Annotated in this window: 23 protein-coding genes; 14 read left to right on the top strand and 9 right to left on the bottom strand. The window is 59.3% G+C overall.

What is annotated here, in order from left to right; all coding sequences use genetic code 11:
• The first annotated feature begins 94 nt into the window (after positions 1-94).
• Genes ABD827_RS08175 through mnhG form a run of 7 tightly spaced genes read left to right on the top strand, consistent with a single transcriptional unit; the run spans position 95 to position 5790 of the window.
• Positions 95-2395 (top strand): putative monovalent cation/H+ antiporter subunit A, encoded by a 2301-nt coding sequence (locus tag ABD827_RS08175; RefSeq protein WP_344963966.1) that lies wholly within the window; start codon positions 95-97, stop codon positions 2393-2395.
• Entirely contained in the window at positions 2392-2823 is a 432-nt protein-coding gene (locus tag ABD827_RS08180) for a Na+/H+ antiporter subunit B (RefSeq protein WP_344963968.1), read from the top strand. Before ABD827_RS08175 ends, ABD827_RS08180 begins: the two co-directional genes overlap by 4 nt.
• Positions 2824-3171, top strand: a complete 348-nt coding sequence (locus ABD827_RS08185; RefSeq protein ID WP_298721320.1) for a Na+/H+ antiporter subunit C — start codon at positions 2824-2826, stop codon at positions 3169-3171. It begins immediately after the preceding gene.
• Positions 3168-4670 (top strand): Na+/H+ antiporter subunit D, encoded by a 1503-nt coding sequence (locus ABD827_RS08190; protein ID WP_344963971.1) that lies wholly within the window; start codon positions 3168-3170, stop codon positions 4668-4670. The genes ABD827_RS08185 and ABD827_RS08190 overlap by 4 nt, the downstream gene beginning before the upstream one ends.
• Positions 4667-5140, top strand: coding sequence for a Na+/H+ antiporter subunit E (locus ABD827_RS08195; RefSeq protein WP_344963973.1), 474 nt, complete (start codon positions 4667-4669; stop codon positions 5138-5140). The genes ABD827_RS08190 and ABD827_RS08195 overlap by 4 nt, the downstream gene beginning before the upstream one ends.
• Before the next feature lie 4 nt (positions 5141-5144).
• Positions 5145-5420: an MrpF/PhaF family protein gene (locus tag ABD827_RS08200; protein ID WP_344963976.1), complete on the top strand. Its 276-nt coding sequence runs from the start codon at positions 5145-5147 to the stop codon at positions 5418-5420.
• On the top strand, positions 5410-5790 hold the full coding sequence (gene mnhG, locus ABD827_RS08205) for a monovalent cation/H(+) antiporter subunit G (protein WP_344963978.1): 381 nt from the start codon (positions 5410-5412) through the stop codon (positions 5788-5790). Before ABD827_RS08200 ends, mnhG begins: the two co-directional genes overlap by 11 nt.
• A gap of 274 nt (positions 5791-6064) precedes the next feature.
• On the opposite strand, the gene ABD827_RS08210 is transcribed toward mnhG, so the two are convergent.
• The 5 genes from ABD827_RS08210 to ABD827_RS08230 form a co-directional block, all read right to left on the bottom strand.
• Positions 6065-6502 carry a phosphate-starvation-inducible PsiE family protein gene (locus ABD827_RS08210; protein ID WP_344963980.1) on the bottom strand — a complete coding sequence of 146 codons (438 nt, stop codon included), beginning with the start codon at positions 6500-6502 and terminating at the stop codon, positions 6065-6067.
• 380 nt (positions 6503-6882) lie between these two features.
• The gene (locus ABD827_RS08215; RefSeq protein ID WP_344963981.1) at positions 6883-7335 is read right to left on the bottom strand and encodes a response regulator; all 453 of its coding nucleotides are present in this window, start codon (positions 7333-7335) and stop codon (positions 6883-6885) included.
• Positions 7311-8468 carry a response regulator gene (locus ABD827_RS08220; RefSeq protein ID WP_344963983.1) on the bottom strand — a complete coding sequence of 386 codons (1158 nt, stop codon included), beginning with the start codon at positions 8466-8468 and terminating at the stop codon, positions 7311-7313. The genes ABD827_RS08215 and ABD827_RS08220 overlap by 25 nt, the downstream gene beginning before the upstream one ends.
• Before the next feature lie 3 nt (positions 8469-8471).
• Positions 8472-9836 (bottom strand): GGDEF domain-containing protein, encoded by a 1365-nt coding sequence (locus ABD827_RS08225; protein WP_344963985.1) that lies wholly within the window; start codon positions 9834-9836, stop codon positions 8472-8474.
• A 21-nt stretch (positions 9837-9857) separates the two neighbouring features.
• Positions 9858-10142, bottom strand: a complete 285-nt coding sequence (locus ABD827_RS08230; RefSeq protein ID WP_344963987.1) for an Hpt domain-containing protein — start codon at positions 10140-10142, stop codon at positions 9858-9860.
• 168 nt (positions 10143-10310) lie between these two features.
• On the opposite strand from ABD827_RS08230, the gene ABD827_RS08235 reads away from it, so the two are divergent.
• Together ABD827_RS08235 and ABD827_RS08240 are read left to right on the top strand one after the other, a co-directional pair.
• Positions 10311-12143: an ATP-binding protein gene (locus tag ABD827_RS08235; RefSeq protein ID WP_344963989.1), complete on the top strand. Its 1833-nt coding sequence runs from the start codon at positions 10311-10313 to the stop codon at positions 12141-12143.
• Positions 12115-14949, top strand: coding sequence for a PAS domain-containing protein (locus tag ABD827_RS08240; RefSeq protein WP_344963991.1), 2835 nt, complete (start codon positions 12115-12117; stop codon positions 14947-14949). Before ABD827_RS08235 ends, ABD827_RS08240 begins: the two co-directional genes overlap by 29 nt.
• Before the next feature lie 93 nt (positions 14950-15042).
• Here ABD827_RS08240 and rsuA read toward each other — a convergent pair whose 3' ends face one another.
• The gene (gene rsuA, locus ABD827_RS08245) at positions 15043-15729 is read right to left on the bottom strand and encodes a 16S rRNA pseudouridine(516) synthase RsuA (protein WP_344963993.1); all 687 of its coding nucleotides are present in this window, start codon (positions 15727-15729) and stop codon (positions 15043-15045) included.
• The gene (gene yihA, locus ABD827_RS08250) at positions 15729-16382 is read right to left on the bottom strand and encodes a ribosome biogenesis GTP-binding protein YihA/YsxC (RefSeq protein ID WP_298721353.1); all 654 of its coding nucleotides are present in this window, start codon (positions 16380-16382) and stop codon (positions 15729-15731) included. Before yihA ends, rsuA begins: the two co-directional genes overlap by 1 nt.
• Positions 16383-16525: 143 nt before the next feature.
• Between yihA and ABD827_RS08255 the strand changes: the two genes are divergently transcribed.
• From ABD827_RS08255 to hemN, 5 genes are read left to right on the top strand one after another with little or no spacing between them, the layout of a single operon-like run.
• A complete protein-coding gene (locus ABD827_RS08255; RefSeq protein WP_298721356.1) occupies positions 16526-17143 on the top strand; it encodes a c-type cytochrome in 618 nt (205 codons plus the stop codon).
• Between the two features lie 48 nt (positions 17144-17191).
• Positions 17192-17854, top strand: coding sequence for a class I SAM-dependent methyltransferase (locus ABD827_RS08260; RefSeq protein WP_344963995.1), 663 nt, complete (start codon positions 17192-17194; stop codon positions 17852-17854).
• Entirely contained in the window at positions 17851-18441 is a 591-nt protein-coding gene (gene yihI / locus ABD827_RS08265) for a Der GTPase-activating protein YihI (protein WP_344963997.1), read from the top strand. The genes ABD827_RS08260 and yihI overlap by 4 nt, the downstream gene beginning before the upstream one ends.
• 11 nt (positions 18442-18452) lie before the next feature.
• Positions 18453-18896: a DUF2489 domain-containing protein gene (locus ABD827_RS08270; protein WP_344964264.1), complete on the top strand. Its 444-nt coding sequence runs from the start codon at positions 18453-18455 to the stop codon at positions 18894-18896.
• A 12-nt stretch (positions 18897-18908) separates the two neighbouring features.
• Complete coding sequence (hemN, locus tag ABD827_RS08275; protein WP_344963999.1) at positions 18909-20279, top strand: oxygen-independent coproporphyrinogen III oxidase; 1371 nt, start codon at positions 18909-18911, stop codon at positions 20277-20279.
• 94 nt (positions 20280-20373) lie between these two features.
• Here hemN and add read toward each other — a convergent pair whose 3' ends face one another.
• Both add and glnG read right to left on the bottom strand, forming a co-directional pair.
• Positions 20374-21378 (bottom strand): adenosine deaminase, encoded by a 1005-nt coding sequence (gene add / locus ABD827_RS08280; RefSeq protein ID WP_344964000.1) that lies wholly within the window; start codon positions 21376-21378, stop codon positions 20374-20376.
• 30 nt (positions 21379-21408) lie between these two features.
• A complete protein-coding gene (gene glnG / locus ABD827_RS08285) occupies positions 21409-22839 on the bottom strand; it encodes a nitrogen regulation protein NR(I) (RefSeq protein ID WP_344964002.1) in 1431 nt (476 codons plus the stop codon).
• Positions 22840-22844 lie beyond the last annotated feature (5 nt).

Below are 22844 nucleotides of genomic sequence, written 5' to 3' on the forward strand. Positions count from 1 at the left end.
GCTTCCTAATATAGCCTGCGCCCTGTGCCGTTCTCCCTCTGTTTTTTCGCTAATTCTGTTGCCTGAACAGGCATGGAAATGAGGCCGTTTGCCTATGCTTTTTGCTGTTATTTCGGGTTTTGTGTTAGCGGCGCTGGTGCCCCGCCTGTCGTCTGTTCTGGGGACGAAAATCGGCTGGGTCCTGGCGGTGCTGCCGGCTGCCCTGTTTGGCTACTTTCTGGGTTTCTGGCCACAGGTGACCACGGGTCAGACCGTGCTGCAGAGCCATGAATGGATTCCCAGCCTGGGTATCAACCTCAGCTTCATGGTGGATGGCCTCAGCCTGATGTTCGCGCTGCTGATCACCGGCATCGGTACCTTTATCTTTATTTACGCCGGCCGCTATCTGCAGGGCCATAAAGATATTCACAAGTTGCTGATGTACCTGCTGGCCTTCATGGCCGCCATGCTGGGGCTGGTGCTGTCCAGCAACCTGATTTCGCTGTTTGTGTTCTGGGAACTGACCAGCTTTACCTCCTATCTGCTGATCGGTTTCAACCACGAGCAGGAAAAAGCCCGCAAGGCGGCGCTGCAGGGGTTCTTTATTACCGTCGGTGGCGGCCTGGCGTTGATGGCGGGTCTGATCCTGCTGGGCAACATCGGTGGCAGCTTCGAGCTGAATGAACTGCTGGCTCAAGATGTGGATATACAGCAACACCCGCTGTTTCTGGCGATGATGGTGTTGATCCTGCTGGGCGCCTTTACCAAGTCGGCTCAGACCCCCTTCCATTTCTGGCTGCCCAACGCCATGGCGGCGCCGACCCCGGTCAGCGCCTATCTGCACTCGGCCACCATGGTCAAGGCGGGTGTTTATCTGATGGCGCGCTTGCAGCCGATGATGGCCGGTAGCGAGGCCTGGATGATGACCCTGTCGCTGTTTGGCGGCGTGACCATGACGGTGGGCGCCCTGATGGCGGTATGCAGCACCGATCTCAAGCGTATTCTCGCCTTTTCCACCATCATGGCGCTGGGCACCCTGACCATGCTGATCGGCATCGGTACCCCCCATGCGCTGGAGGCGGCCATGGTGTTCCTGCTGGCCCATGCACTATACAAGGGCGCCTTGTTCATGGCGGCGGGCACCCTGGATCATGCCACCGGCACCAAGGATGTACGCGATCTGGGCGGGCTGCGTAAATACATGCCGCAAACGGCGCTGTTCATCACCCTGGCCGCGCTGTCGCTGGCCGGTATTCCACCGCTGTTCGGTTTTATCGCCAAGGAACTGATGTTCGAGGCGGCGCTGGGTGCGCCCTGGTTGTCGAACCTGCTGATCGGGTTGTCGGTCATCACCGCCATCGGCATAGTGGCGTCGGCCGCGCTGGTGGCGATAAAACCCTTTTACGGGCCATTGAAGCCCACGCCCAAAACGCCCCACGAAGCGCCACTGGCGATGCGACTGGGCTTTACCCTGCTGGCCATTGTCGGTCTGTTGCTGGGATTGATGCCGAGTCTGGTGACGCCCCTGCTGCAGGCGGCGGTAACCGCCATTGGCGGCGCCCCGGCGGCCGAGCTGAAACTGGCGCTGTGGCACGGTTTCAACCTGCCGCTGCTGCTCAGTGCGCTGGCATTGGCGTGTGGCGGCCTGCTTTATCATCACTGGGATCGCATACGCGATCCGCTGGCCGCCGCCCTTAATCCCCTGGCTTATGGCCCCGAGCGGAGCTATGAGCGAATGATGGATGGCCTTCAGGTGGTGGCGAAGGGCCAGACCCGCATACTGCAGAATGGCTATATGACCCACTATATTCTGACCATATTGCTGACCACCATCGTCCTGCTGACCTATGCCTTCTGGTCGGAAGACGCCTTTGTCTACTCGCTGTCGTTCGAGGGAGTACGGCTTTACGAAGTAGTGATCGGCTTGCTGATGCTGGTGGCGGTGGTGTATGCCAGCGCCACCCATCTGCGGTTGGGCGCGGTGGCGGCCATCGGGGTGCTGGGTTTTGCCATGGCGATGATTTACGTGTTCTTCAGCGCACCGGATCTGGCCATTACCCAGGTATTGGTAGAGACCCTGACCGTGATCATGCTGGTACTGGTGCTGTTTCGTCTGCCCGGTTTTCAGGATCTGTCGAGCCCGCTGGTACGCTGGCGCGATGCGGCCGTGGCCGGTGCCTTCGGGGTGCTGGTGACCATGATGGTGCTCACCGTGAACCAGTCGACCCTGCCGGGCGAGGGCATTACCGCCTATCTGGTGGAAAACAGCTATGTGGTGGCGCACGGGCGCAACATCGTCAACGTCATACTGGTCGACTTCCGGGCGCTGGATACTCTGGGCGAGATCTTCGTGCTGGCGCTGGCGGCCATCGGCGTCAATGCCATGATTCGCTTTCGTTGGGAGACGCAGAAATGAGATCGGATACCTCCATCATACTGCAGACCGCTACCCGCATGCTGGTGCCGCTGTTGCTGTTGTTCTCCATCTTTTTGCTGTTGCGCGGCCATAACGATCCCGGGGGCGGCTTTATCGCCGGGCTGGTGGCGTCCAGCGCCTTTGCCCTGCACCTGTTCGCCTTTGATGCCAGCAGTACCAAGAAGCTGATGAAGGTGGAAAGTCAGCTGTTGATGGGCGTCGGCCTGTTACTGGCGCTGTTCAGCGGCATGGTCGGCGTGGTGTTTCGGGGCCAGCCCTTTTTGACCAGCCAGTGGGGCACCCTCTATGTGCCGGGCATCGGCGAGCTGGCGGTAAGTACCCCCCTGCTGTTCGATATCGGTGTTTACCTGGTGGTGATCGGCGTGGTGTCGACCATATTGCTGTCACTGGACAAGGTGGAGGAATAAATGGAAAACCTGTTTGCTTTCGTGATTGGCGGCCTCTACGCCACGGCGCTGTTCATGATGCTCAGACGCAGCATCGTCAAACTGGTGATCGGGCTCATGATTCTGTCCAACGCCGCCAACCTGCTGATCCTGACCGGGGGTGGCCTGGTGCGGGGCGCACCGCCGCTGATTCCGGAAGGACTGTCGCAACCGGCCGGCATCATCGCCGACCCGCTGCCTCAGGCGCTGATCCTGACCGCCATCGTCATCAGTTTCGGTGTGCTGGCCTTTGCCGTGGTGCTGATCCATCGCGCCTATGAAGTTATCGGGGCCGATGACATGAACGAAATGAAGAGCACAGACTCGTGAATATAGCCGTTATCCTACCCATATTTATCCCCATGCTGGCCGGTGCCCTGACCCTGATCTGCTGGCGCTGGCGTTTGGTCCAGCGCTGGATTTCGGTGCTGTCCGGCAGCGGTCTGCTGCTGGCCGCCCTCTATCTGTTCATTCAGGTGCGACAAGAGGGCATTCTGGTGGCCTACGTCGGCAACTGGTCGGCGCCCTACGGCATTACCCTGGTGGCGGATTTGCTCAGTGCCATCATGGTGCTGGTGACCGGCATCATCGGCCTGGCGGTGGCGGTGTACTCGCTGGCCACCATGAGCCGCAGCCATGAAGCCTTTGGCTATTACCCTTTGCTGCATCTGATGCTGGCCGGGGTGGTGGGCGCCTTTCTCACCGGTGACATCTTCAACCTCTATGTGTGGTTCGAGATCATGCTGGTGGCCTCGTTCGGCCTGATGATACTGGGCGGCGAGCGCGCCCAGATGGAGGGGGCGGTCAAGTACGTGACCCTGAACCTGATCTCGTCGGCGCTGTTTCTGACCGCCGTGGGCCTGCTGTACGGTTACGCCGGTACCCTGAACATGGCGGATCTGGCGCTGAAGCTGGGCAACGGCGAGCAGCCGGGGCTGGTAACGGTGATCGCCATGCTGTTTCTGGTGGCGTTCGGCATCAAGGCGGCGGCCTTTCCGCTGTTCTTCTGGCTGCCCGCCTCCTACCACACGCCGCCGGTGGCCATTTCGGCGGTGTTTGCCGGTCTGTTGACCAAGGTGGGGGTCTATGCGCTGTATCGGGTATTCAGCCTGATCTTCGTGCAGGATGTGGGGCTGACCCACCACGGCATCTTGATGGGCATGGGCATTTTCACCATGCTGACCGGGGTGCTGGGGGCGGCGGCCCAGTTCGAGGTGCGCCGCATCCTGTCTTTCCATATCGTCAGCCAGATTGGTTACATGCTGGTGGGGCTGGCGCTGTTTACGCCGCTGGCCATTGCCGGCGGCGTCTTCTATATCTTTCATCACATCATAGTGAAGACCAACCTGTTCCTGATCAGCGGTATCATGTATCGCTATCACGGCAGCTATGATCTGGCGCGACTGGGTGGCCTGTACCGTTCCACCCCCTGGCTGGCGCTGCTGTTTCTGATCCCGGCCATGTCGCTGGCGGGACTGCCGCCCCTGTCGGGCTTTTTCGCCAAATACACGGTGATCAAGGCCGGTATCGAGGCGCAGTCCTGGCTGATGGTGACCATAGCGCTGATCGTCGGCCTGCTGACCCTGTATTCCATGGTCAAAATCTGGGCCGAGGCGTTCTGGAAGCCGTTGCCGGAAGAGGCCAAGTCGCTGCGTGGCGCCGAGGATCCGAGCCGGTATGTGTTGTATCTGCCGGTGTTGAGCCTGGCCCTGCTGACCCTGACCATCGGCTTTGGTGCCGAGTGGTTTGTGCAGCTGGCGCTGGATACGGCGGAGCAGCTGCTGACGCCGGCCGGTTATATCGAGGCGGTACTGGGAGTAAGCCGATGAGAGCCTTTGGTTGGAATATGCTGCTGGCCCTGCTGTGGGTCATATTGTCCGGCAACTACAGCATCAGCAACCTGGTGGCCGGCATGTTGCTGAGCTATCTGGTGCTGGCCTATGTGGCGCGGGACAAGCCGATGTTTGCCAATTATTTCGGCAAGCTGCCGAAAATCATTCGCTTCATCCTGTTTTTTATCTGGGATCTGATCAAGGCCAACGCCCGGGTCGCCTACGATGTGCTGACGCCGACGCACCTGATGCGCCCCGGGGTGATCGCCATACCGCTGGATCTCAAGGATGATGCCGGCATATCGCTGTTTGCCAACCTGATCACCGTGACCCCGGGCTCACTGTCGCTGGATGTGTCCAGCGATCGCAAGGTGTTGTATGTGCATATGATGTATCTGGATAGCGAGGCCCGCCAACTGGCGGAATTGAAGGCCCTGGAGGCCCGTGTACTGGACTTGTTGAGATAAGCCGATGCTTGAATTTGTTATTACCTTGTCGTTTGTGTTTTTGAGTGTCGGGCTGGTGCTGGCCACGATACGCTTGCTGCGTGGCCCGACCCTGCCGGATCGGGTGGTGGCACTGGAAGTGATCGCCTCGCTGACGGTGGGCTTTATTCTGCTGTACAGCATCAGCTACCAGGTGCCCCAGTTTATCGACGTGGCCATTGCGCTGGCGCTGACTTCTTTCATGACGGCGGTGGGCTTTGCCCGCTACCTGGAGCGGGGAGGCAAGCGCCATGATGACTGAAATCATTACCAGTCTGCTGTTGTTGCTCGGCTCCTTTTTGATGCTGCTGTCCGGCATCGGCATTATTCGCATGCCGGATTTGCTGACCCGCATGCACGCGACCAGCAAGGCGGGGGCCCTGGGCATTGGCCTGATGGCCTGCGGCTTCGCGGTGTTTTATGGCGATAACGTCAGTGTGGTGGTGCGCGCCCTGGCGGTGGTGGTGTTTGTGATTGTCACCGCTCCGGTGGCGGCCCATGTGCTGGCCCGGGCCGGTTACTTTGTGGGCATCAAGCTGTGGGAAGGCACGGTCAAGGACGTGATCAAGGAACGCTACGACCTCAAGACCCACCGGCTGGGCAGCTCGCCTCGCAAGCGGGAAGAAGACTAAAGGGCTGTGGTATACCAAGCCGACTGAACAAACGATCTATTTGCCAGTAAGTAATTTCTCATTACTGATGTGGACACTGGGTCCGGTTTGCCTTTATCGTCACCCTCGCGAAGGCGGGGGGCTGTGTCTTTGCAGGCGACTCACAGTCACCATTCTGCATTACAAGTTCTGGATTCCCGCCTTCGCGGGAATGACAAGAGAGGGCGCGCGGGAAGGTCGCAGAAGCATACCGGTTATGCGTGATTACTTAACCACATCTATTACGCCGAACTACTTACGTTTTGACTCTGTAACTCTGTTTGATAAACCAATAACAACCTCCCAGCGCAAGGATAATAAAACCCAAACCTATTATTGCTAAGGGATCATATTTTTCTAGATCAAGTAGAATCACCTTTCGAGAAACTGCTATAACTGCGACTAATAAAACGACTTCTGCATGTATGATGTTATCCTTGAAATACATTTCTACTGTTTCTACAAGCTCGAATCCAATGAGGATAATAAAAAAGAAGCTAAATATTCTGAATAATTCATCTATTTCAAGAAAAATGACATCGTCAGTAGGGTCAAATATATCCAAGTAAAGAATTATACCAAGCTCTACTATCGCAATAGCAACAATTATGGACATTAATATAAGTACGAAAAACGACATCCATTTTTTTGCTTTATGAACAAAAGAAACAGCTTTATCTATGATTTTACTCACTAAATATAAACTCCTTTTACGTAGTAGTGATAGGCTGGCAAGTTATTTCAATCGTTCCCACGGGTCAGAATGTGCGGGACTGGCGCATTCGGCTCTTCGTTATATATTACGCCCGCGTAAGTAATATCTCATAACTTATGTGGATACTGGGGCTCGCTTTTCTTTCTCGTCACCCTCGCGAAGGCGGGGGTCCAGTGTCTTTGCAGGAGAAGCGCAGGCTGACAAATCTGCGCCACAGGCCCTGGATTCCCGCCTTCGCGGGAATGACGACAGAACCACACCTGTTATGCAGCATTACTTAATACTGTAGTGGTCAACAAAAAGTGACCACCGTTTTAGAGTTTTCCCAGAACCGCCGTTCAGACTCGACAGTTGACTGCTCAGGGTCGCTTATGACTTAACTGCCAGATGGCCTTGATCTGCTCGGGTAACTGTATGGGGTCGAAGGGCTTGGCGATCACGTCCAGCGCGCCCATCGCCTTGTAGGCGGCAATTTCCTGCGGCTGTATCTTGGCGGTCATGAAGGCCACCGGAGTGGTCGCCTGGGCGGGATTCTGCCGCAGCGCCGTCAGGGTAGAGGGGCCGTCCATGCCCGGCATCATCACATCCAGCAGTATCATGTCGGGATCAAAATCGGCCACCTGCTCCAGGGCCTGCTCGCCGGAGGCGCACAGCAGTACCGTAAAACCGCCGACGGTCTCCAGCGCCAGCTGGGCGATTTCACGAATGTCGTCGTCGTCTTCCACATACAGAATACGTTGGGGGGCGGTCTTGAGCATGATGTCGTCCTTGTCGTCTGGTGTCAGATTTATTCCGGTGTGTCGGCCAGCCATTTTTCGGGTTCCAGCCCGGCCTGGCGCAACATGCGCAGCGCGTCGCGGCCGTGCAGTTTTGACGCAACCCGCAGCCCCGCCAGGTGCATGATCAGCAGAGCGCGCTGGGTAGCATGGGCCGGGGCAATATGTATGGCACCAATCAGCTCCCTTGTCGGTAGCGGTAGCCCCCATTGCTGCTTGAGCCGGTTGCCGTAGTTCGGCGCCCACTGGGCGAGCAACTGTTCCGGCGGCGCGTCATCGAGGCTGCCGCCGCGAGTAATAAAATCCTGCAGTACGCGCAATACCGCCAGCTCTCCGCTGCGACTCAGCAAACCGGCGGTATAACAGTTCAAGCCATTCAGGCCGATGCTCAGTGCCATGGCCCGGGCGATAGTGGCGACCTGCTCGGCGGTGGTCTGGTAGTGACGGGCCAGCTCGATCAGGCGTTCATCGTGCAGGGAGCCGGTAACGTCGAGCGCCAGTGCCATGGCGGTGCGTAACGACAGATCCACGCCCAGGGTGGCAATGGCCTCGTCCAGCCGGCTCACCGGCTTGCCGCTGCGTTTCAGCGACGCGCCGTTGGCCTGTTTCAGCAAGCGGGCGGTCAATGCCGGCTGGTTTTTCCAGTTTTGGGCCAGGTCGGTCGGTGACAGGCTGTCGCTGTCGGCCAGCAGGGGCAGCACGGCGTTCTGATCGAGTTCGGTTGGCAGGCGCAGCTTGTCGGTCAGTGCCTGGTTCAGCCAGTCGTCCAGCGACGGCAGCGCAGACGGCTGCTGGCCGACGGGCAGATCGGCATGCAGCAGCGGCATCAGGCGTTGTTGCAGCATGGCCACATCGAACGGCTTGGCAATAAAGTCGCTGATGCCATAACGGGCGGCGGCCATCACGTGCTGGCGGTCGGAGCTGGCGCTGATCATGACGATGGGGGTGGCCGTGTCGGTGCTGCGAATGAGTTTGACCAGCTCGAGCCCCGAGCCGTCCGGTAGATTCCAGTCGCAGAGCACCAGTTGTGCCGGCTGTCGGCGCCAGGCCATTTTGGCCTGACCGACGCTGGTCGCCTGGGTCACTCGGGCCCCGGCAACCGAATTGGTCAGCACCATTTCCACCAGATCGGCGATGAGCAAATCGTCTTCCAGCAGCAGTATGTTCATGGTTTATCCGTTGTCGACAGGCAAGGTAGGTAAATAATAACAGCTGACTCCGTTTCGGCCCTGATGTTTTCGCTGATACAACGCCTCGTCGGCGGCATTAAGTGCATGTTCTGCCGATATAAATTGATTCAGATCGGCCAGGCCGACACTGACGGTCACCCCGAACTTGTGTTCACTGCCATTGAAGCTCAGGGCGGCAAAATGACGGCAGATCTGCTCGAACATGGTTTTGGCCTGTGACAGATCGCAGTCGGGCAGTATGGCCACAAACTCTTCACCGCCGTAGCGACCCAGATGATCGGTAATGCGCAGCCGCTTGTGCAGCAGGTTGGCCAGCGCCTTGATCACCTGATCGCCAATGGCATGGCCGTGATTGTCGTTGATCTGTTTGAAGTGATCCAGATCCAGCATGGCCACCGTAGTGCTGTGACCGAGCCGCTGCACCCGGGAAAACTCGTGGCTCAGGGCCTGCTTGATGTGCGTGTGATTGAGCAACCCGGTCAGGCCATCGCAGGACACCAGTTTCGACAGCTGACGGGCCCGGTAATAGAGGATACGCACGGTACGGATCAGCTGTTGATCGGAAATCGGCTTGGTGATGAATTCATCGGCGCCCTGGGCCAGGGCGCTGAGCTGTTGATCCCGGTCCTGCTCCGAAGAGAGGTAGATAATCGGCAGACTCAGCCATTGGGGTTCAAAACGGATCATTCGCGCCAGGGTCACGCCGGAATAGGGCGCCATGTTGATGTCCATCAGCACTATGTCCGGTCGAAACTCCGCCAGCGTACTCAGCAGGGCGGCGGGCCGGGTCATGACCCTGACATTCATGCCGGCGGTGGTCAGCACCAGGCGATAATGCTCGGCCAGTTCTTCATCGTCGTCCAGCAACAATACCCTGGCGGCCTGTGCCTGCTGTTGCTCGCGATTCAGTTGCTCGATGCGTTCTGCCAGGCCGGGTATCTCTACCGGCAGGGTGAACAGGCCACTGGCCCCCAGTTCGGCGAGGCGATAGCGGGCGTCAAAGTCGTCATCGGCACCGATGCAGATAATCGGGGCCTTCTTCTGCCGGCAACGACGGGCCTGGGCCGTGTTCCAGGTGGCGGCCGGCTCCAGATGATGGGCACAGGTGACGATGGTGGTGTTGTGATGCCAGTACCGGGCCGGAATATCATCAACGGCAACATGGTGCGCGAGGTTGAAACCGTAGCGGCCGAGGGCCGAAACCAGCTCGGTCAGCTCGGCTCCCAGGAGCAACACTTCGGTCGCCTCTGCTGCGGTTGAAGGCGATGTGAGTGGCGTTGTGGCCGAGGGCGGGGTTGATTCATCATCCTGGTGCAGCAGCGAGGTTAACCGTTGCAGTTGCGTCATAAAATCGGCGTCGATCACGCTCTAAATGTGGGCAGCAGACAGGTCGGGGCATTCCAGCAATGACGTGAGGCGATGCTCCAGGCTGCGGGCCTTCTGCCCCAGTTCGACAAAGCCGAAGGTGCCGGAAGAGCCGGCCAGCCGGTGCAGTAACTGGTAGAGGGCGGCAATATCGCCACATCGGCCGCCTGCTTGTTGCCATTGTTGAACTTCCAGCACCATGGCGTCGAGCTGGGGGGCCGTTCTCTCGGCAAACCGGGTTTTCAACAGGGCAAGCTTGCTCTCCATTACGCTCGGATCAGGCGGCATTTTTACCTCCGGTACTCGGCTTGTGTTTCTGCGGCCATCGGGGGATGACAGCAGGGATGATAGGCTATAAAGCCCCATGCGAAACTTATCATGAGGTTGCCGATTGTGGTATACCCATGTTTGACACCGTATCCGTTATGCACTACCACGACAAGGACGAGATAGCACATGCGATTATCGCTGAAGGGACGAATAGCGCTCATTATCATGACCGGTGCCGTGCTGACGGTCGTGGCCGTGCTGGCGACCGTCTATCACTCGCTGGTGGACGACTTCGAGCAGTTGCACCGCCAGCGCCAGGCGGAGGAAACGGTCAGGGCGGCCGAGCAGGTGGAGCAGGTGCTGGCCCTCAGGCTGAATGCGCTGGAAAGCTTCAGTGCCCAGTTGTCCAACGGACTCACACTCGACTCCGATAGCCAGTTGCTCACCAAGATGGAGCGGCAGCGCCATCTACGAAGATTCTTTCCGGACGGTCTTATGGTCTTTGACAGCAACGGCACCGCCATTGCCGAAAGCACCCTGGTACCGGGGCGAGTGGGTACCAATTATGCGGATCGGCCGCATTTCAGGCGGCTCTTTACTACCCGCAAGCCGGTGATCAGTCACCCCATTATCGGGCGCACCACAGGGGCGCCGCTGGTGTCTTTTTTGAGTCCGATTCTGTCGGATGACGGCGATTTGCTCGGTATTGTGGGCGGGGTGCTCAATCTGGCCAATACCTCCATTCTGCCGAAGCGGCGCTTGGCCGATGCCCTGCGGGAAGGGGTGACTTTCAGGATTCTGGACACCGACAACCTGGTGTATGTCTATAACGGTGCCGATTTGTCGAGTGAGCTGCAACCATTGCCGGCCCCCGGAGACGACCCGCTGATAGATGCGGCCATGTCCGGTTTCAGTATCGGCATCACCCAGAATGGAGACCGGCAGCGAATGCTGTTTGCCACCACCCATCTGGAGCAATTGCGGTGGGTGTTCGTTCGTGCCGTGCCCTACGACCAGGTGATTGCCCCGGCCCGAGCATTTTTTCTGCGCTTTGCCGGCATCAGTGTGCTGATTGGCGGCGGACTGGCGTTGCTGGCATTCTGGCTGGCCTGGACCGCGATGCGGCCGCTGGAATTCATGACCCGACAAATCCGGCGCATGGCGACCCAGGCCACGAATAATCCGCAGTTGCCCGAAACCGGCGTAACCGAGGTGGCGGAGCTGGCGCGCGCCTTCAACCAGCTGACCGCCGAGCGCAAGGCACTGAGCGAGGTCAAGGATGACTTCGTGGCGGTGGTCAGTCATGAACTGCGTACTCCGCTGACCTCGATCAACGGGGCGCTGAAGCTGATGCAGTCGGGAGCGGTGGGCGCCCTGCCGGAAAAAGCCGATAACCTGACGTCACTGGCATTACGCAACGGCGAGCGTTTGCAGACTATCATCAATGACCTGCTGGATTTCAACAAGCTGAATGCTGGCAAGCTGGAACTGGCGCCCGAGTCCTGCTGTATCATGACGCTGGTCAAGGAGGCGATAGCCGGTAACCGGCCCATGGCCGATGACTACCGGGTCACCCTGTGCTGTGCCGGCGCCCCGGTGCCGGCGGCGTATCTCGATCCGCTGCGCTTGCGACAGATTCTGGATAACCTGATCAGCAATGCCATCAAATTTTCTCCGCCCGGCGGTACCGTCACGGTACGGGTCGAGTGGCACCCCCCCGACTGGCTGCGGATTATCGTCAGCGATCAGGGTGAGGGCATTCCGGAAGCCTTTGGTGCTCGTCTGTTCGAGCGTTTTGCCCAGGCCGAACACGGCACCATGCGTGCCAGCAGAGGAACCGGGCTGGGCCTGGCGATTTGCAAGGAACTGGTGGAATTGATGGAAGGGCGCATCGGTTTTTATAACCGGGAAGGGGCCCATCTGTGGGTGGAGCTGCCGGGGGCGGTTTCGAGCGATAGTACCGAGCATCGGATTATTGAGGATATGAGTGATGATCATCCCATCTGTACCGACCGATGAATGGCAGCGGTTGCAGGCGCTGATGGCCACCGGTCTGCTGGACAGCCCACCGGAAGCGCGTTTCGATCGACTGGCCCGCATTGCCCAGAGCAGCTTTGGCGTCGATATTGCCCTGGTATCGCTGGTAGACAGCGAACGACAGTGGTTCAAATCGGCTCAGGGGCTGGGAGATGTGTGTGAAACCGGCCGCGAGATCTCGTTTTGTGGTCATGCCATCCTGGACAGCGGCCTGCTGGTAGTGGAAGACGCCCATCTCGACCCCCGGTTTTTCGATAACCCGCTGGTATTGCAACCGCCGCATATTCGTTTTTATGCGGGCGCGCCCCTGCATACCTCGGGTGGTTATCGCATCGGCACCCTCTGTATCATCGACAGCAAGCCGCGCGCCTTCGGCGCGGCGGAGAGCGAGCTGTTACGGATCATGGCCGACAGTGTGGAAGAGCAAATCAACCAGTCCCAGCTGACCGAGCTGCGTCGCAGCCTGAAGGAAAGCGAATCCCGCGCCCAGTTGGTGATTGAGGGCGCGAACATCGGCGTCTGGCAGTGTGACATGCAAACCGGCAGCTGCGAATTCAACGAGCGCTGGGCCGATATGCTGGGCTATCGGCTGGCGGAGCTGGGGCCCTTGACCATTGATATCTGGAAAAGCCGGGTTCATCCGGACGATGTGGCATGCGCTATGGTGGCGATGGAGCGGCATCTGGCGGGCAACGCCCCGGTCTACGAAGGCAAGTTTCGCATGAAGCATAAGGCAGGGCACTGGGTCTGGTTACAAAGCCGGGGCCGCTTGTTCAGCCGTGACGACGACGGGCAGCCGCTGATGATGTATGGCACCCATGCGGATATTACCGCCGAGCGAGAAACGCTGGCCCAGCTGGAGCGCAAGAACCGGGCGCTCCAGTTGCTTAATCGTATCGCCTTTGAGCTGGACGGCAGCCTGGACCAACAAATCACCCAGGCACTGGCGCTGGGGTGCGATTATCTGCAGCTGGAGCTGGGGATCGTCAGCGAGATCCTGGGCGAGGTGTATGCGGTGCGATGGGTGGCGGCGCCGCCCGAAGCCGAAGTTGCGCCCGGATTGCACTTTGTGCTGGAACAAACCTACTGCCACCTGTTGCTGCAACAACCTGGCGTGCTGGCCATCCAGCACATGGGTCATTCGTCGTTTCAACAGGCCGAGTGTTATCGCCAGTTAGGGCTCGAAAGCTACATCGCCATTCGGCTGCTGGTGGATGGCCAGTTGTTCGGTACCCTTAATTTTTCTGCCGTTGCACCGAGGGAATGGCCTTTCGATGACACCGACCGCATGTTCATCGGACTGCTGGCGCACTGGCTCGGAGACATGCTGGGCAAGCGGGCGCAGCAGGAGCGGCTGGACAAGCTGGTCGAGCAGACTCCGGGCATGCTGTACCAGTACCGACTGTGGCCGAATGGTCACAGCGCCTTTCCTTACAGCAGCAGCGGCATCGAGCAGATTTATCGGGTTTCGCCCGAGGCGGTGAAAGAGAATGCCGACGTGGTGTTCGAGCGTATTTATGCGCCGGATCTGGAGCAGGTCAGCGCGTCTATTCAGGCATCGGAGCGCCACCTTGCCATCTGGCATACCCAGTACCGGGTCGTGCAGCAAGACGGCTCCCTGCGGTGGGTGGAAGGGCGGGCCCGGCCCGAACGGCTGGATGATGGCAGCACCATCTGGCACGGCTACCTGACCGATATTCAGCATGAAAAACAGGCGGAACTGGCGCTGGCCGACAGCGAGCAGCGGCTGCGGGGGCTGTTCGAGCTGTCTTCCATCGGCATATCCCTCAATGATTTTTCGACCGGCGCCTTTATCGATGTCAACCGGGCGCTGCTGGCCGCCATCGGTTACGACAAGGCGTCGCTGCTGCGGCTGGACTTTCGGGAACTGACGCCGGCGGAATATAAGGCCCGGGATCGGCAAGCACTGGTGGAACTGAAGCTGGATGGCCGCTACGCGCCCTATGAAAAAGAATATATTCGCCGGGACGGCTCGCGCTTTCCGGTTCGCCAGCAGGGGATGCTGATCCGCGATGCGGCAGGCAGAACGCTGCTCTGGTCGCTGGTCGAGGATATTTCCGCGCTGAAGCAGGTGGAGCAGATGCAAAAGGAATTCGTGGCCACCGTGAGCCACGAACTGCGCACCCCGCTGACCTCCATTACCGGCTCACTCGGGCTGTTGAACCAGGGGGTGCTGGGTGACCTGCCGGCCAAAGCCGGCCAGATGGTACGGGTGGCGCATAACAACAGCAAGCGACTGAATTTGTTGATCAACGACTTGCTCGATATGGAAAAGCTGGTGGCCGGCAAGATGCCGTTTTGTCTGCAAGCCTGTGATTTGGCAGAGCTGGTCCATGAGGCGGTGGAAATGAACCGCCCATTGGGCAAGGAGCGAGGAGTCCGCCTCGAGATGGGCACCATGGCGGCGGGGGCGCGGGTGCAGGCAGACAGGGACAGACTGCTGCAGGCCTTGTTCAACCTGCAGTCCAATGCCATCAAGTTTTCGCCGGAACAGGGCCGGGTGCTGATCTCCACCGAGTGGCAAGGCACCGATCGACTACGTATTCTGGTTCGTGATCAAGGTGAAGGGATTCCCGAGAGTTTTCGCGCGCGCATCTTTCAGAAATTTGCCCAGGCCGACAGCTCGGATACCCGCAAGAAAGGCGGTACCGGGCTGGGCTTGGCCATTACCCGGGAGCTGCTGGAACGGATGGGGGGCAGCGTCGACTTCGAATCGACGCCGGGCCAGGGCAGTTGCTTCTGGCTGGAGATACCGGCGGCGGAATAAGATAGTAAGGTGTGAATGGTGAGGTGTGAGGGGTAAAACGCCGGGTCTTTAGGTGTGGGGTTACGCTTCACTCTGCCCCCCGCACCCTTTACGTCAAATCGAGGCGACTTCGGCGGCGGTGAGATGACGCCACTCGCCCGGGGCCAGGCGGTCATCCAGCACTATGTCCCCGATTTGCAACCGGTGCAGGCCCATCACATGATTGCCGACGGCGGCAAACATCCGTTTCACCTGGTGATATTTGCCTTCCTGTATGGTCAGCAGTACCCGAGTAGGGGTGATCACTTCCAGGCCGGCAGGCAGGGTAGTCTTGTCTTCGCCGTGCAGCTCCAGCCCTTGAGCGAAGCGCTCGGCGACATCCGCTGCCAGCGGTTCGGCCAGATCGACCCGATACACCTTGTTGCAGGCTTTTTTCGGCGAGCGCAGGCGGTGCGACCACTTGCCATCGTCGGTCAGCAGCAGCAGGCCGGTAGTATCCACATCCAGCCGCCCGGCGCACTGCATGCTGCGGCGCAGCTCCGGTGGCAGCAATTGCAGCACACAGGGGTGGTCTTCATCCTGAGTGGAGCTGATATAACCGGCGGGTTTGTGCAACAGCAGATAGCGCGGCCCCGGTGTCATCAGCAGACGACCTTCGAGGCGCACTTCCTGACCGTTGATCTGTTGGTCGCTCTTTTTGACCACGATGCCATCGACGGTCACATCACCCCGGTGCAGGGCCTTTTTGGCCACGGAGCGGGTCAGGCCGGTACTTTCGCTCAGAAAGCGATCGAGGCGCATCAGGCGTTCTCACCGTCGGCGCTTGCTGCTGCCGGCTCATCGTCCTGATCCTGCAGCAGCCATTCGCTGAGGATTTCCTTGGCTCTGTCCAGGCCCAGACCCTTGAGCGAACTGAACGATTCGACTCGAATGTCGCCACCGAACACGGTCACGGCTTCGCGCACTCGCAGCACTTCGGACTTGCGCGGGCCCGGTTTGAGCTTGTCACACTTGGTCAGCAGTGCCAGTACCGGCAGCTTGCTTTCGCTGGCCCATTGCAGCAACTGCTGATCGATGTCCTTGAGCGGATGCCGAATGTCCATCAGCACCACCAGACCCTTGAGGCTTTCGCGGTGTTGCAGGTAGACCGACAGGGCTCGCTGCCATTTCAGCTTCATTTCTTCCGGCACCTTGGCATAGCCGTAGCCGGGCAGATCGATCAGCCGCTTGCCTTCGCTCAGCTCGAACACGTTGATCAGCTGGGTACGGCCCGGGGTTTTACTGGTCCGTGCCAGACTTTTCTGCTGCGTTATGGTGTTAAGTGCGGATGATTTACCGGCGTTTGAGCGTCCGGCAAAAGCTATCTCTATGCCGCTGTCTTCCGGCATTTGATTGATATCGGGCGCGCTGGTAATAAAGCGGGCGGTGTTAAAATTTATCTGCTTGTTATTCAATATGAATTCCCCCGGGTTCTGAACCCGCTTTGCTTACTTTTTCGCAAAATCATTGTAGAATGGTGTCGTTTTTTGAATCGCATTGTAACATGCCCTCGCAGGTATGTGATCTGGAAGCTCTTACAACGAGAAGTCGGAACGTCATGAAAAAAATTATTTTCACGCTAGCCTTAACACTCGGAATGGCCGGTGTTGTCCAGGCACAGGGCGATGTCGAAGCAGGTAAAGCCAAATCTGCCACCTGCGTGGCATGCCACGGTGCCGATGGCAACAGCCCGACCGATATGTATCCCAAACTGGCCGGTCAGCATGCCTCTTACCTGGCCAAGCAACTGGCCGAGTTCAAGGCCGCCGCCACCGGTGGTGAAGGCCGCGCCAACGCCATCATGGGCGGCATGTCCATGCCGCTGAGCGAGCAGGACATGGCCGATGTGGCTGCCTATTTTGCCAGCCAGGCCGTTACCCCTGTCGCCACGCCGGAAGAGGTGATCGAGCAGGGTGCCGCCCTGTATCAGGGTGGTGACATCGAGCGCGGTATTACCGCCTGTATCGCCTGTCACGGCCCCCGTGGCGAAGGCCTGGAATCGGCCAAGTTCCCGCGGCTGTCTGGTCAGTACCCTGCCTATATTGCGGCTCAGCTGAAGATGTTCCGCAGTGGCGAGCGTGCCAACGACCATAACGGCATGATGCGCGGCGTTGCTGCCAAGCTGACCGATAACGATATCGACGTACTGTCCCAGTACGTAGCGGGTCTGCGTTAATACTATCACTCCGGGGGCCCGGCGCCCCCTGCTTTCTCTGGTTTCCCCATGTCTGCCCTGCTGCACGACCTGAACTGTCCCCTTTGTGACCATATCGAGACGTCTCTGTTCTGGCAGGATGCGCGGCGGCGTTACCATCGCTGTGATCGGTGCCGACTGATTTTTGTCGACCCCGACAACCGGCTGGATGCGGCAGCGGAGAAGGCAGAATATGATTTGCATGAGAATCGGCCCGATGACATGGGCTATCGGCGTTTTCTGGCGCGAGTGGCCGATCCGCTGATGACCCGCCTGCCGGCAGGCAGCCGAGGGCTCGATTTCGGTTGTGGCCCTGGCCCGGCGCTGGCGGCCATGCTGAGTGAAGCAGGCTTTGCCACCACCACCTATGATCCTTACTATGCACATTATCCGGACCGGTTGCAGCAGCGTTACGACTTTGTCTGCTGCACCGAAGCGATAGAACATTTTTACCGGCCGGGCAGGGAATGGCAGCAGTTGCTGACCCTGCTTCGACCGGGAGGCTGGCTGGCCATCATGACCAAGCTGGCTCGAGACCAGGCGGCCTTTGCCAACTGGCATTACAAACAGGATCCCACCCATGTCAGCTTTTTCAGCCGGGAAACCTTTCTCTGGCTGGCGGCACGGGACGGGCTCGGTATCGAATTTATCGGTGCCGATGTGATACTTCTGCAAATACCGGAGTCTGTATGACACGCATTAAAAAGACCCGTACTCCGGGTCAAATCGGAGCCCGCAAGGAAAGTCGGGAAACTGCCGAGCAGAGCAAGGATCGCAAGCGCAAGGCCAAACGCAAGGGGCTGGCCCCCGGCTCCCGGCACAACACCGGTGAGTCCGGCCAGCAGCACGGCGGCAGCAAGACACCTCGGGATCCGCGTCTGGGGTCGAAAAAGCCGATAGCCCTGGTGCAGGGGGAAACCACCAAGGTGGCCGATTCCTCCACGCCTGCCAAGCCGGCCAAGGCACCCAAACCGGCCGGGGTAACACCGGTTATCGATACCGATGTCGAGGTACTGACGCCGGAACAGGAACTGGAGCAGCTGGAAAACAACGAGCGGCTCAATACCCTGCTGGATAAAGTGGATGCGGGCGAGAAGCTGGGCAAAAACGATGCCGGCTGGCTGGACCAGACCCTGGCTCGTCATCAGCAGTTGCTGGAAGAACTCGGCTTGCTGGAAGAAGATGAAGACGAGCCGGCAGAAGGCGATGATCTCTGGACCCGTTTTATGGATGCGGATCTTGATCCTGCGCAATACGAAGACAAGGAAGATAAGTCATGATCTCACCCTGGTTGATTGCCGCCCTCGTGGGCGGCGTCATCATAGTGGGGCTGGCGGTTTATGCGGGAAGATTGCTGGCTCGACTGAAGCTGCAAACCCAGCGCCAGCAGCAGGCCATTACCCGGCGTAACGAGCGCATTCTGGAGAGCATTCGCACCATCGCCATGGCGGTGCGCGAAGATCAATGCAACCTGTCGGAAGGCGCCATTCGGCTGGCCAACCTGCTCAATGCCCTGCAGTTTGCACAGCCAAAAGAATTTGCCGGCGAATATCCGGGGCTCTACGATCTGTATGAACGGGTAAGAGAAATGCCGACCCACGACGCCCGCAAGCAGTACAAACGCAACGAAATCATGCGCATGGATCTGCAACGAGCCGGTTTTGAACAGGAACTGGAAGCACAAATCAAAATTGAGGTAACGCGGCTGGCCAGCCTGGAACTGCCCGGTCGCTGACCGGGAGAGGTTATGTCAGCACAAATAGAGTGGGATCAGGCCCTGATCGAAAAGTATAACTATTCGGGGCCGCGTTATACTTCTTACCCCACGGCGCTGGAGTTCAATGACGGCTTTGGCATGGCGGAACTCGAAGCCGCCGCCGGCCGTTATCCCGGGCGACCTCTGTCGCTCTATGTGCATATCCCCTTCTGCCACAAGCTGTGTTACTACTGTGGCTGTAACAAGGTCATCACCCGCCATCAGAACAAGGCCGATATCTACCTTGATTATCTGGAGCGGGAAATCGCTCGCCTGGCACCGCTGTTTGTCGATCGCACCGTAACCCAATTGCACTGGGGCGGCGGTACCCCCACCTTTTTGACCGAACCCCAGATCCGTCGCCTGAACGGCCTGCTGCGCCGGCACTTTCGCTTTGCCGAACAGGGCGAATTCAGCATCGAGATCGATCCGCGCCGCATCGAACTGAGCCTGCTGGATGTGCTGAAAGAGGAAGCTTTCAACCGTATCAGCCTGGGCGTGCAGGACTTCAACAAAGACGTGCAGCGGGTGGTCAACCGGGATCAGGATAACGACTTCATCAAGGCGTTGGTCAGCCGGGCCGCCGAGCTGGGCTTTGGCTCCACCAATCTGGATCTGATCTACGGCCTGCCGCTGCAGACCCCGGAAAGCTTTCACCATACGCTGGAGCAGGTGGTGGCGATGAAGCCGGCCCGTCTGTCGGTGTTCAACTATGCTCACCTGCCGAGCCGTTTCTCTGCCCAGCGCAAGCTGAAAGATGAGGATATGCCGGCCCCTGCGAAGAAGCTGGCGATGTTGCAGGACAGCATCGCCTACCTGACCGGCCAGGGTTATCAGTTTATCGGCATGGATCACTTCGCGCTGCCGGACGACAGCCTGGCGGTAGCCCAGCGGGAAGGCGAGCTGCACCGCAATTTTCAGGGTTATACCACCCAGGGTGACTGCGATTTGCTGGGGCTGGGCGTGTCGGCCATCAGCATGATTGGTGATGCCTACTCCCAGAATCACAAGGACCTGAAGCTGTATTACGGCCAGCTGGACGAGTTGGGCCACGCCCAGACCGTCGGCTATGCCCTGAACGAAGACGACTGTCTGCGCCGGGATCTGATCAAGACGCTGATCTGTAACTTCGAGCTGGAATTTGCCCCGTTGGAGCGGCAGTACGGCATTCGCTTTGCCGATTACTTCGCCGAGGATCTCAAGCTGCTGCAGACCTTCATCGACGACGGCCTGGTGACCTTGAGCGACGACGCTATCAGGGTTGCGGCCAAGGGCCAGCTGCTGATCCGCAATATCTGCATGTGTTTCGACGTGCACCTGCGCCGCCAGGCGCGGATGCAGCAATTCTCGCGGGTGATCTGATTAACTGCGGGGATTAGGGATTAGGGATTAGGGATTAGGGATTTATCATTCCCCAGTCCCCAGTCCCCAGTCCCCAGTCCCCAGTCCCCGCTTTTTACTCTCGCTCGGCGCTGGCCAGCAGCAGGGCGGCTTTTTCTTCGGCGCTGATAAAGGCCATGGCCAGGGCGTTTTCCTGACACCGGCGGGTCTGCACCGGCGTCAGGCCGGTGGCCAGCGCGGCATCGGTATATTCATGACGCAGCTCTATGCCCTGTACCGCCGGGTCGTCGGTATTCAGACAAACTGACAGGCCTTTTTCCAGAAAGCGGTGAATGGGATGGCTGCTCAGCTCGGCGACCGTACTGGTCTGCAGGTTGGAGGTCAGGCAGGTTTCGATGCCGATGCGATGCTCGGCCAGGTAATCGAGCAGGGATTCGTCCTGTACCGCTTTTACCCCGTGGCCGATGCGTTCGGCACCCAGCTCCCGAATGGCCTGCCAGACGCTGTTACTGCCCGCCGCTTCACCGGCGTGCACCGTGATATGCAGACCGGCGTCGCGCACCCGTCGAAAGTGCTCCTCGAACAAGTCCCCGGGAAAGCCCAGTTCGTCACCGGCCAGATCCATGGCGACAAGGCGGTCTTTATGGGCCAGACAGGCGGCCAGCTCCCGTTCGCAGGCCTGCCGGCCGAAGGTGCGGCTCATGATGCCAATCAGCTTGGTCGGTACGCCGAAGTCGCGGCTGCCGGCGGCCACCCCGTCGATGATCGCTTCCACCACGCCTTCGGGGTCGAGGTGGTGCTGCATCGCCATATAGCCGGGGCTGAAGCGTAGCTCGGCATAATCGATGCCGGCGCCTTGCAGATCCTCGACGTTCTCATAGGCGACCCGACGGCAGGCATCGTAACTGCCCAGTACCTTGACGCCCCAGTCCAGTTTGGCGAGAAACGACATCAGATCCGGGGCGTTATCCCGTACCTGTACATAAGGGCGCAATCCCGCCAGGGTGGTGGCGGGCAGCGCCATGTCAAAGCGTTGACCCAGCTCCAGTATGGTGGCGGGGCGAATGTTGCCATCCAGATGACGGTGCAGATCGAGCAAGGGCAGGCTGGGATCTATCATGACGTTTCCTCGTGATTGGGGGCGGCGTGATTATTCATCCTCTATCAGTTGGTCGTTGCCATGCAACTCTTTCAGCTTGCGGGTCAGGGTGTTGCGACCCCAGCCGAGCAGGCGGGCGGCATCCTGCTTGTGACCCTGAGTATGACTCAGGGCGCAGTCGAGCAGGATGCGTTCGAAGTCGGGCTGAGCCTCGGCCAGCAGGTGTTGATGACCCAGGGCCAGTTCTTGCCGCGCCCACTCCTGCAGCGCCTGACGCCAGTCTTGCGTGGCGCCGCTTTTGTCTTTCTCCCGTTCCTTTTGCATCAGCTCCGGTGGCAGGTCGGCCACCAGTACTTCCTGACCCGACGCCATTACCGTCAGCCAGCGGCAGACGTTTTCCAGCTGGCGTACGTTGCCGGGCCAGGGTAGGGCCTGCAAACAGGCCTGAGCGTCCGGATGCAGGCCCTTGGCCTCCACACTCAGCTCTTTGGCCGCCCGGGCCAGAAAGTGACGGGCCAGCTTGGGAATGTCTTCCCGCCGGTCTTTCAGCGCTGGCATATGGACGCGAATGACGTTGAGCCGGTGGAACAAGTCTTCGCGAAAGTCGCCATCGTCCACCTTCAGCTCCAGATCCTGATGGGTGGCGGCGATGATGCGCACGTCCACCTTGATCGGCTGATGGCCGCCGACCCGGTAAAACTGGCCGTCGGACAATACCCGCAGCAGCCGGGTCTGAATATCCAGCGGCATGTCGCCGATTTCGTCGAGAAAGAGGGTGCCGCCATTGGCCTGCTCGAAGCGGCCCTGACGAATGCTGTTGGCGCCGGTGAAGGCACCTTTTTCGTGGCCGAACAGTTCAGATTCAATCAAATCCTTGGGAATGGCCGCCATGTTCAGGGCAATAAAGGGGCTGCTGGCACGAGGGCTGTGCTTGTGCAGCGCGTGCGCCACCAGCTCCTTGCCGGTGCCGCTCTGGCCGTTGATCAGCACCGAAATGGAAGAGCGGGCCAGGCGGCCGATGGCGCGAAACACCTCCTGCATGGCCGGGGCTTCGCCGATGATTTCCGGCGCATTGACGCTTTCCTGCTCGGCGACCCGGCCCTTGGACTTGCTCTCCCGCAGGTGCGCCATGGCCCGCTGTACCAGGGTGACCGCCTCGTCGATATCGAAGGGCTTGGGCAGATATTCGAAGGCACCGTGACGATAGGCGCTGACCGCACTGTCCAGATCCGAGTGGGCGGTCATGATGATCACCGGCAGCTGGGGCACCTGTTCGTGAATGGCGCCCAGCAGGGTCAGGCCATCCATGCCGCCCATGCGAATGTCGGACACCACCACGCTGGGCTGGCTGCGGGCCAGGGCCGCCAGCACACTTTCGCCGTCGGCGAAGCTCTGGCAGTCGAAGCCGGCCTGGCTCAGGGCGCGATCCAGCACCCAGCGAATCGAGCTGTCGTCATCGACTATCCATACTTGTTCGGTCATAAGGC

The sequence above is a fragment of the Oceanisphaera sediminis genome (assembly GCF_039539745.1).
GTDB lineage: Bacteria > Pseudomonadota > Gammaproteobacteria > Enterobacterales > Aeromonadaceae > Oceanimonas > Oceanimonas sediminis.

Excerpts from the sequence above, each read along its gene's own strand:
- ABD827_RS08175 (WP_344963966.1), top strand. The coding sequence starts at position 95 with ATGCTTTTTGCTGTTATTTCGGGTTTTGTGTTAGCGGCGCTGGTGCCC.
- ABD827_RS08180 (WP_344963968.1), top strand. The coding sequence starts at position 2,392 with ATGAGATCGGATACCTCCATCATACTGCAGACCGCTACCCGCATGCTG.
- ABD827_RS08185 (WP_298721320.1), top strand. The coding sequence starts at position 2,824 with ATGGAAAACCTGTTTGCTTTCGTGATTGGCGGCCTCTACGCCACGGCG.
- ABD827_RS08195 (WP_344963973.1), top strand. The coding sequence starts at position 4,667 with ATGAGAGCCTTTGGTTGGAATATGCTGCTGGCCCTGCTGTGGGTCATA.
- ABD827_RS08200 (WP_344963976.1), top strand. The coding sequence starts at position 5,145 with ATGCTTGAATTTGTTATTACCTTGTCGTTTGTGTTTTTGAGTGTCGGG.
- mnhG (WP_344963978.1), top strand. The coding sequence starts at position 5,410 with ATGATGACTGAAATCATTACCAGTCTGCTGTTGTTGCTCGGCTCCTTT.
- ABD827_RS08215 (WP_344963981.1), bottom strand. The coding sequence starts at position 7,335 with ATGGCTGGCCGACACACCGGAATAAATCTGACACCAGACGACAAGGAC.
- ABD827_RS08220 (WP_344963983.1), bottom strand. The coding sequence starts at position 8,468 with ATGAACATACTGCTGCTGGAAGACGATTTGCTCATCGCCGATCTGGTG.
- ABD827_RS08225 (WP_344963985.1), bottom strand. The coding sequence starts at position 9,836 with ATGACGCAACTGCAACGGTTAACCTCGCTGCTGCACCAGGATGATGAA.
- ABD827_RS08230 (WP_344963987.1), bottom strand. The coding sequence starts at position 10,142 with ATGCCGCCTGATCCGAGCGTAATGGAGAGCAAGCTTGCCCTGTTGAAA.
- ABD827_RS08235 (WP_344963989.1), top strand. The coding sequence starts at position 10,311 with ATGCGATTATCGCTGAAGGGACGAATAGCGCTCATTATCATGACCGGT.
- ABD827_RS08240 (WP_344963991.1), top strand. The coding sequence starts at position 12,115 with ATGATCATCCCATCTGTACCGACCGATGAATGGCAGCGGTTGCAGGCG.
- rsuA (WP_344963993.1), bottom strand. The coding sequence starts at position 15,729 with ATGCGCCTCGATCGCTTTCTGAGCGAAAGTACCGGCCTGACCCGCTCC.
- ABD827_RS08255 (WP_298721356.1), top strand. The coding sequence starts at position 16,526 with ATGAAAAAAATTATTTTCACGCTAGCCTTAACACTCGGAATGGCCGGT.
- ABD827_RS08260 (WP_344963995.1), top strand. The coding sequence starts at position 17,192 with ATGTCTGCCCTGCTGCACGACCTGAACTGTCCCCTTTGTGACCATATC.
- yihI (WP_344963997.1), top strand. The coding sequence starts at position 17,851 with ATGACACGCATTAAAAAGACCCGTACTCCGGGTCAAATCGGAGCCCGC.
- hemN (WP_344963999.1), top strand. The coding sequence starts at position 18,909 with ATGTCAGCACAAATAGAGTGGGATCAGGCCCTGATCGAAAAGTATAAC.
- add (WP_344964000.1), bottom strand. The coding sequence starts at position 21,378 with ATGATAGATCCCAGCCTGCCCTTGCTCGATCTGCACCGTCATCTGGAT.
- glnG (WP_344964002.1), bottom strand. The coding sequence starts at position 22,839 with ATGACCGAACAAGTATGGATAGTCGATGACGACAGCTCGATTCGCTGG.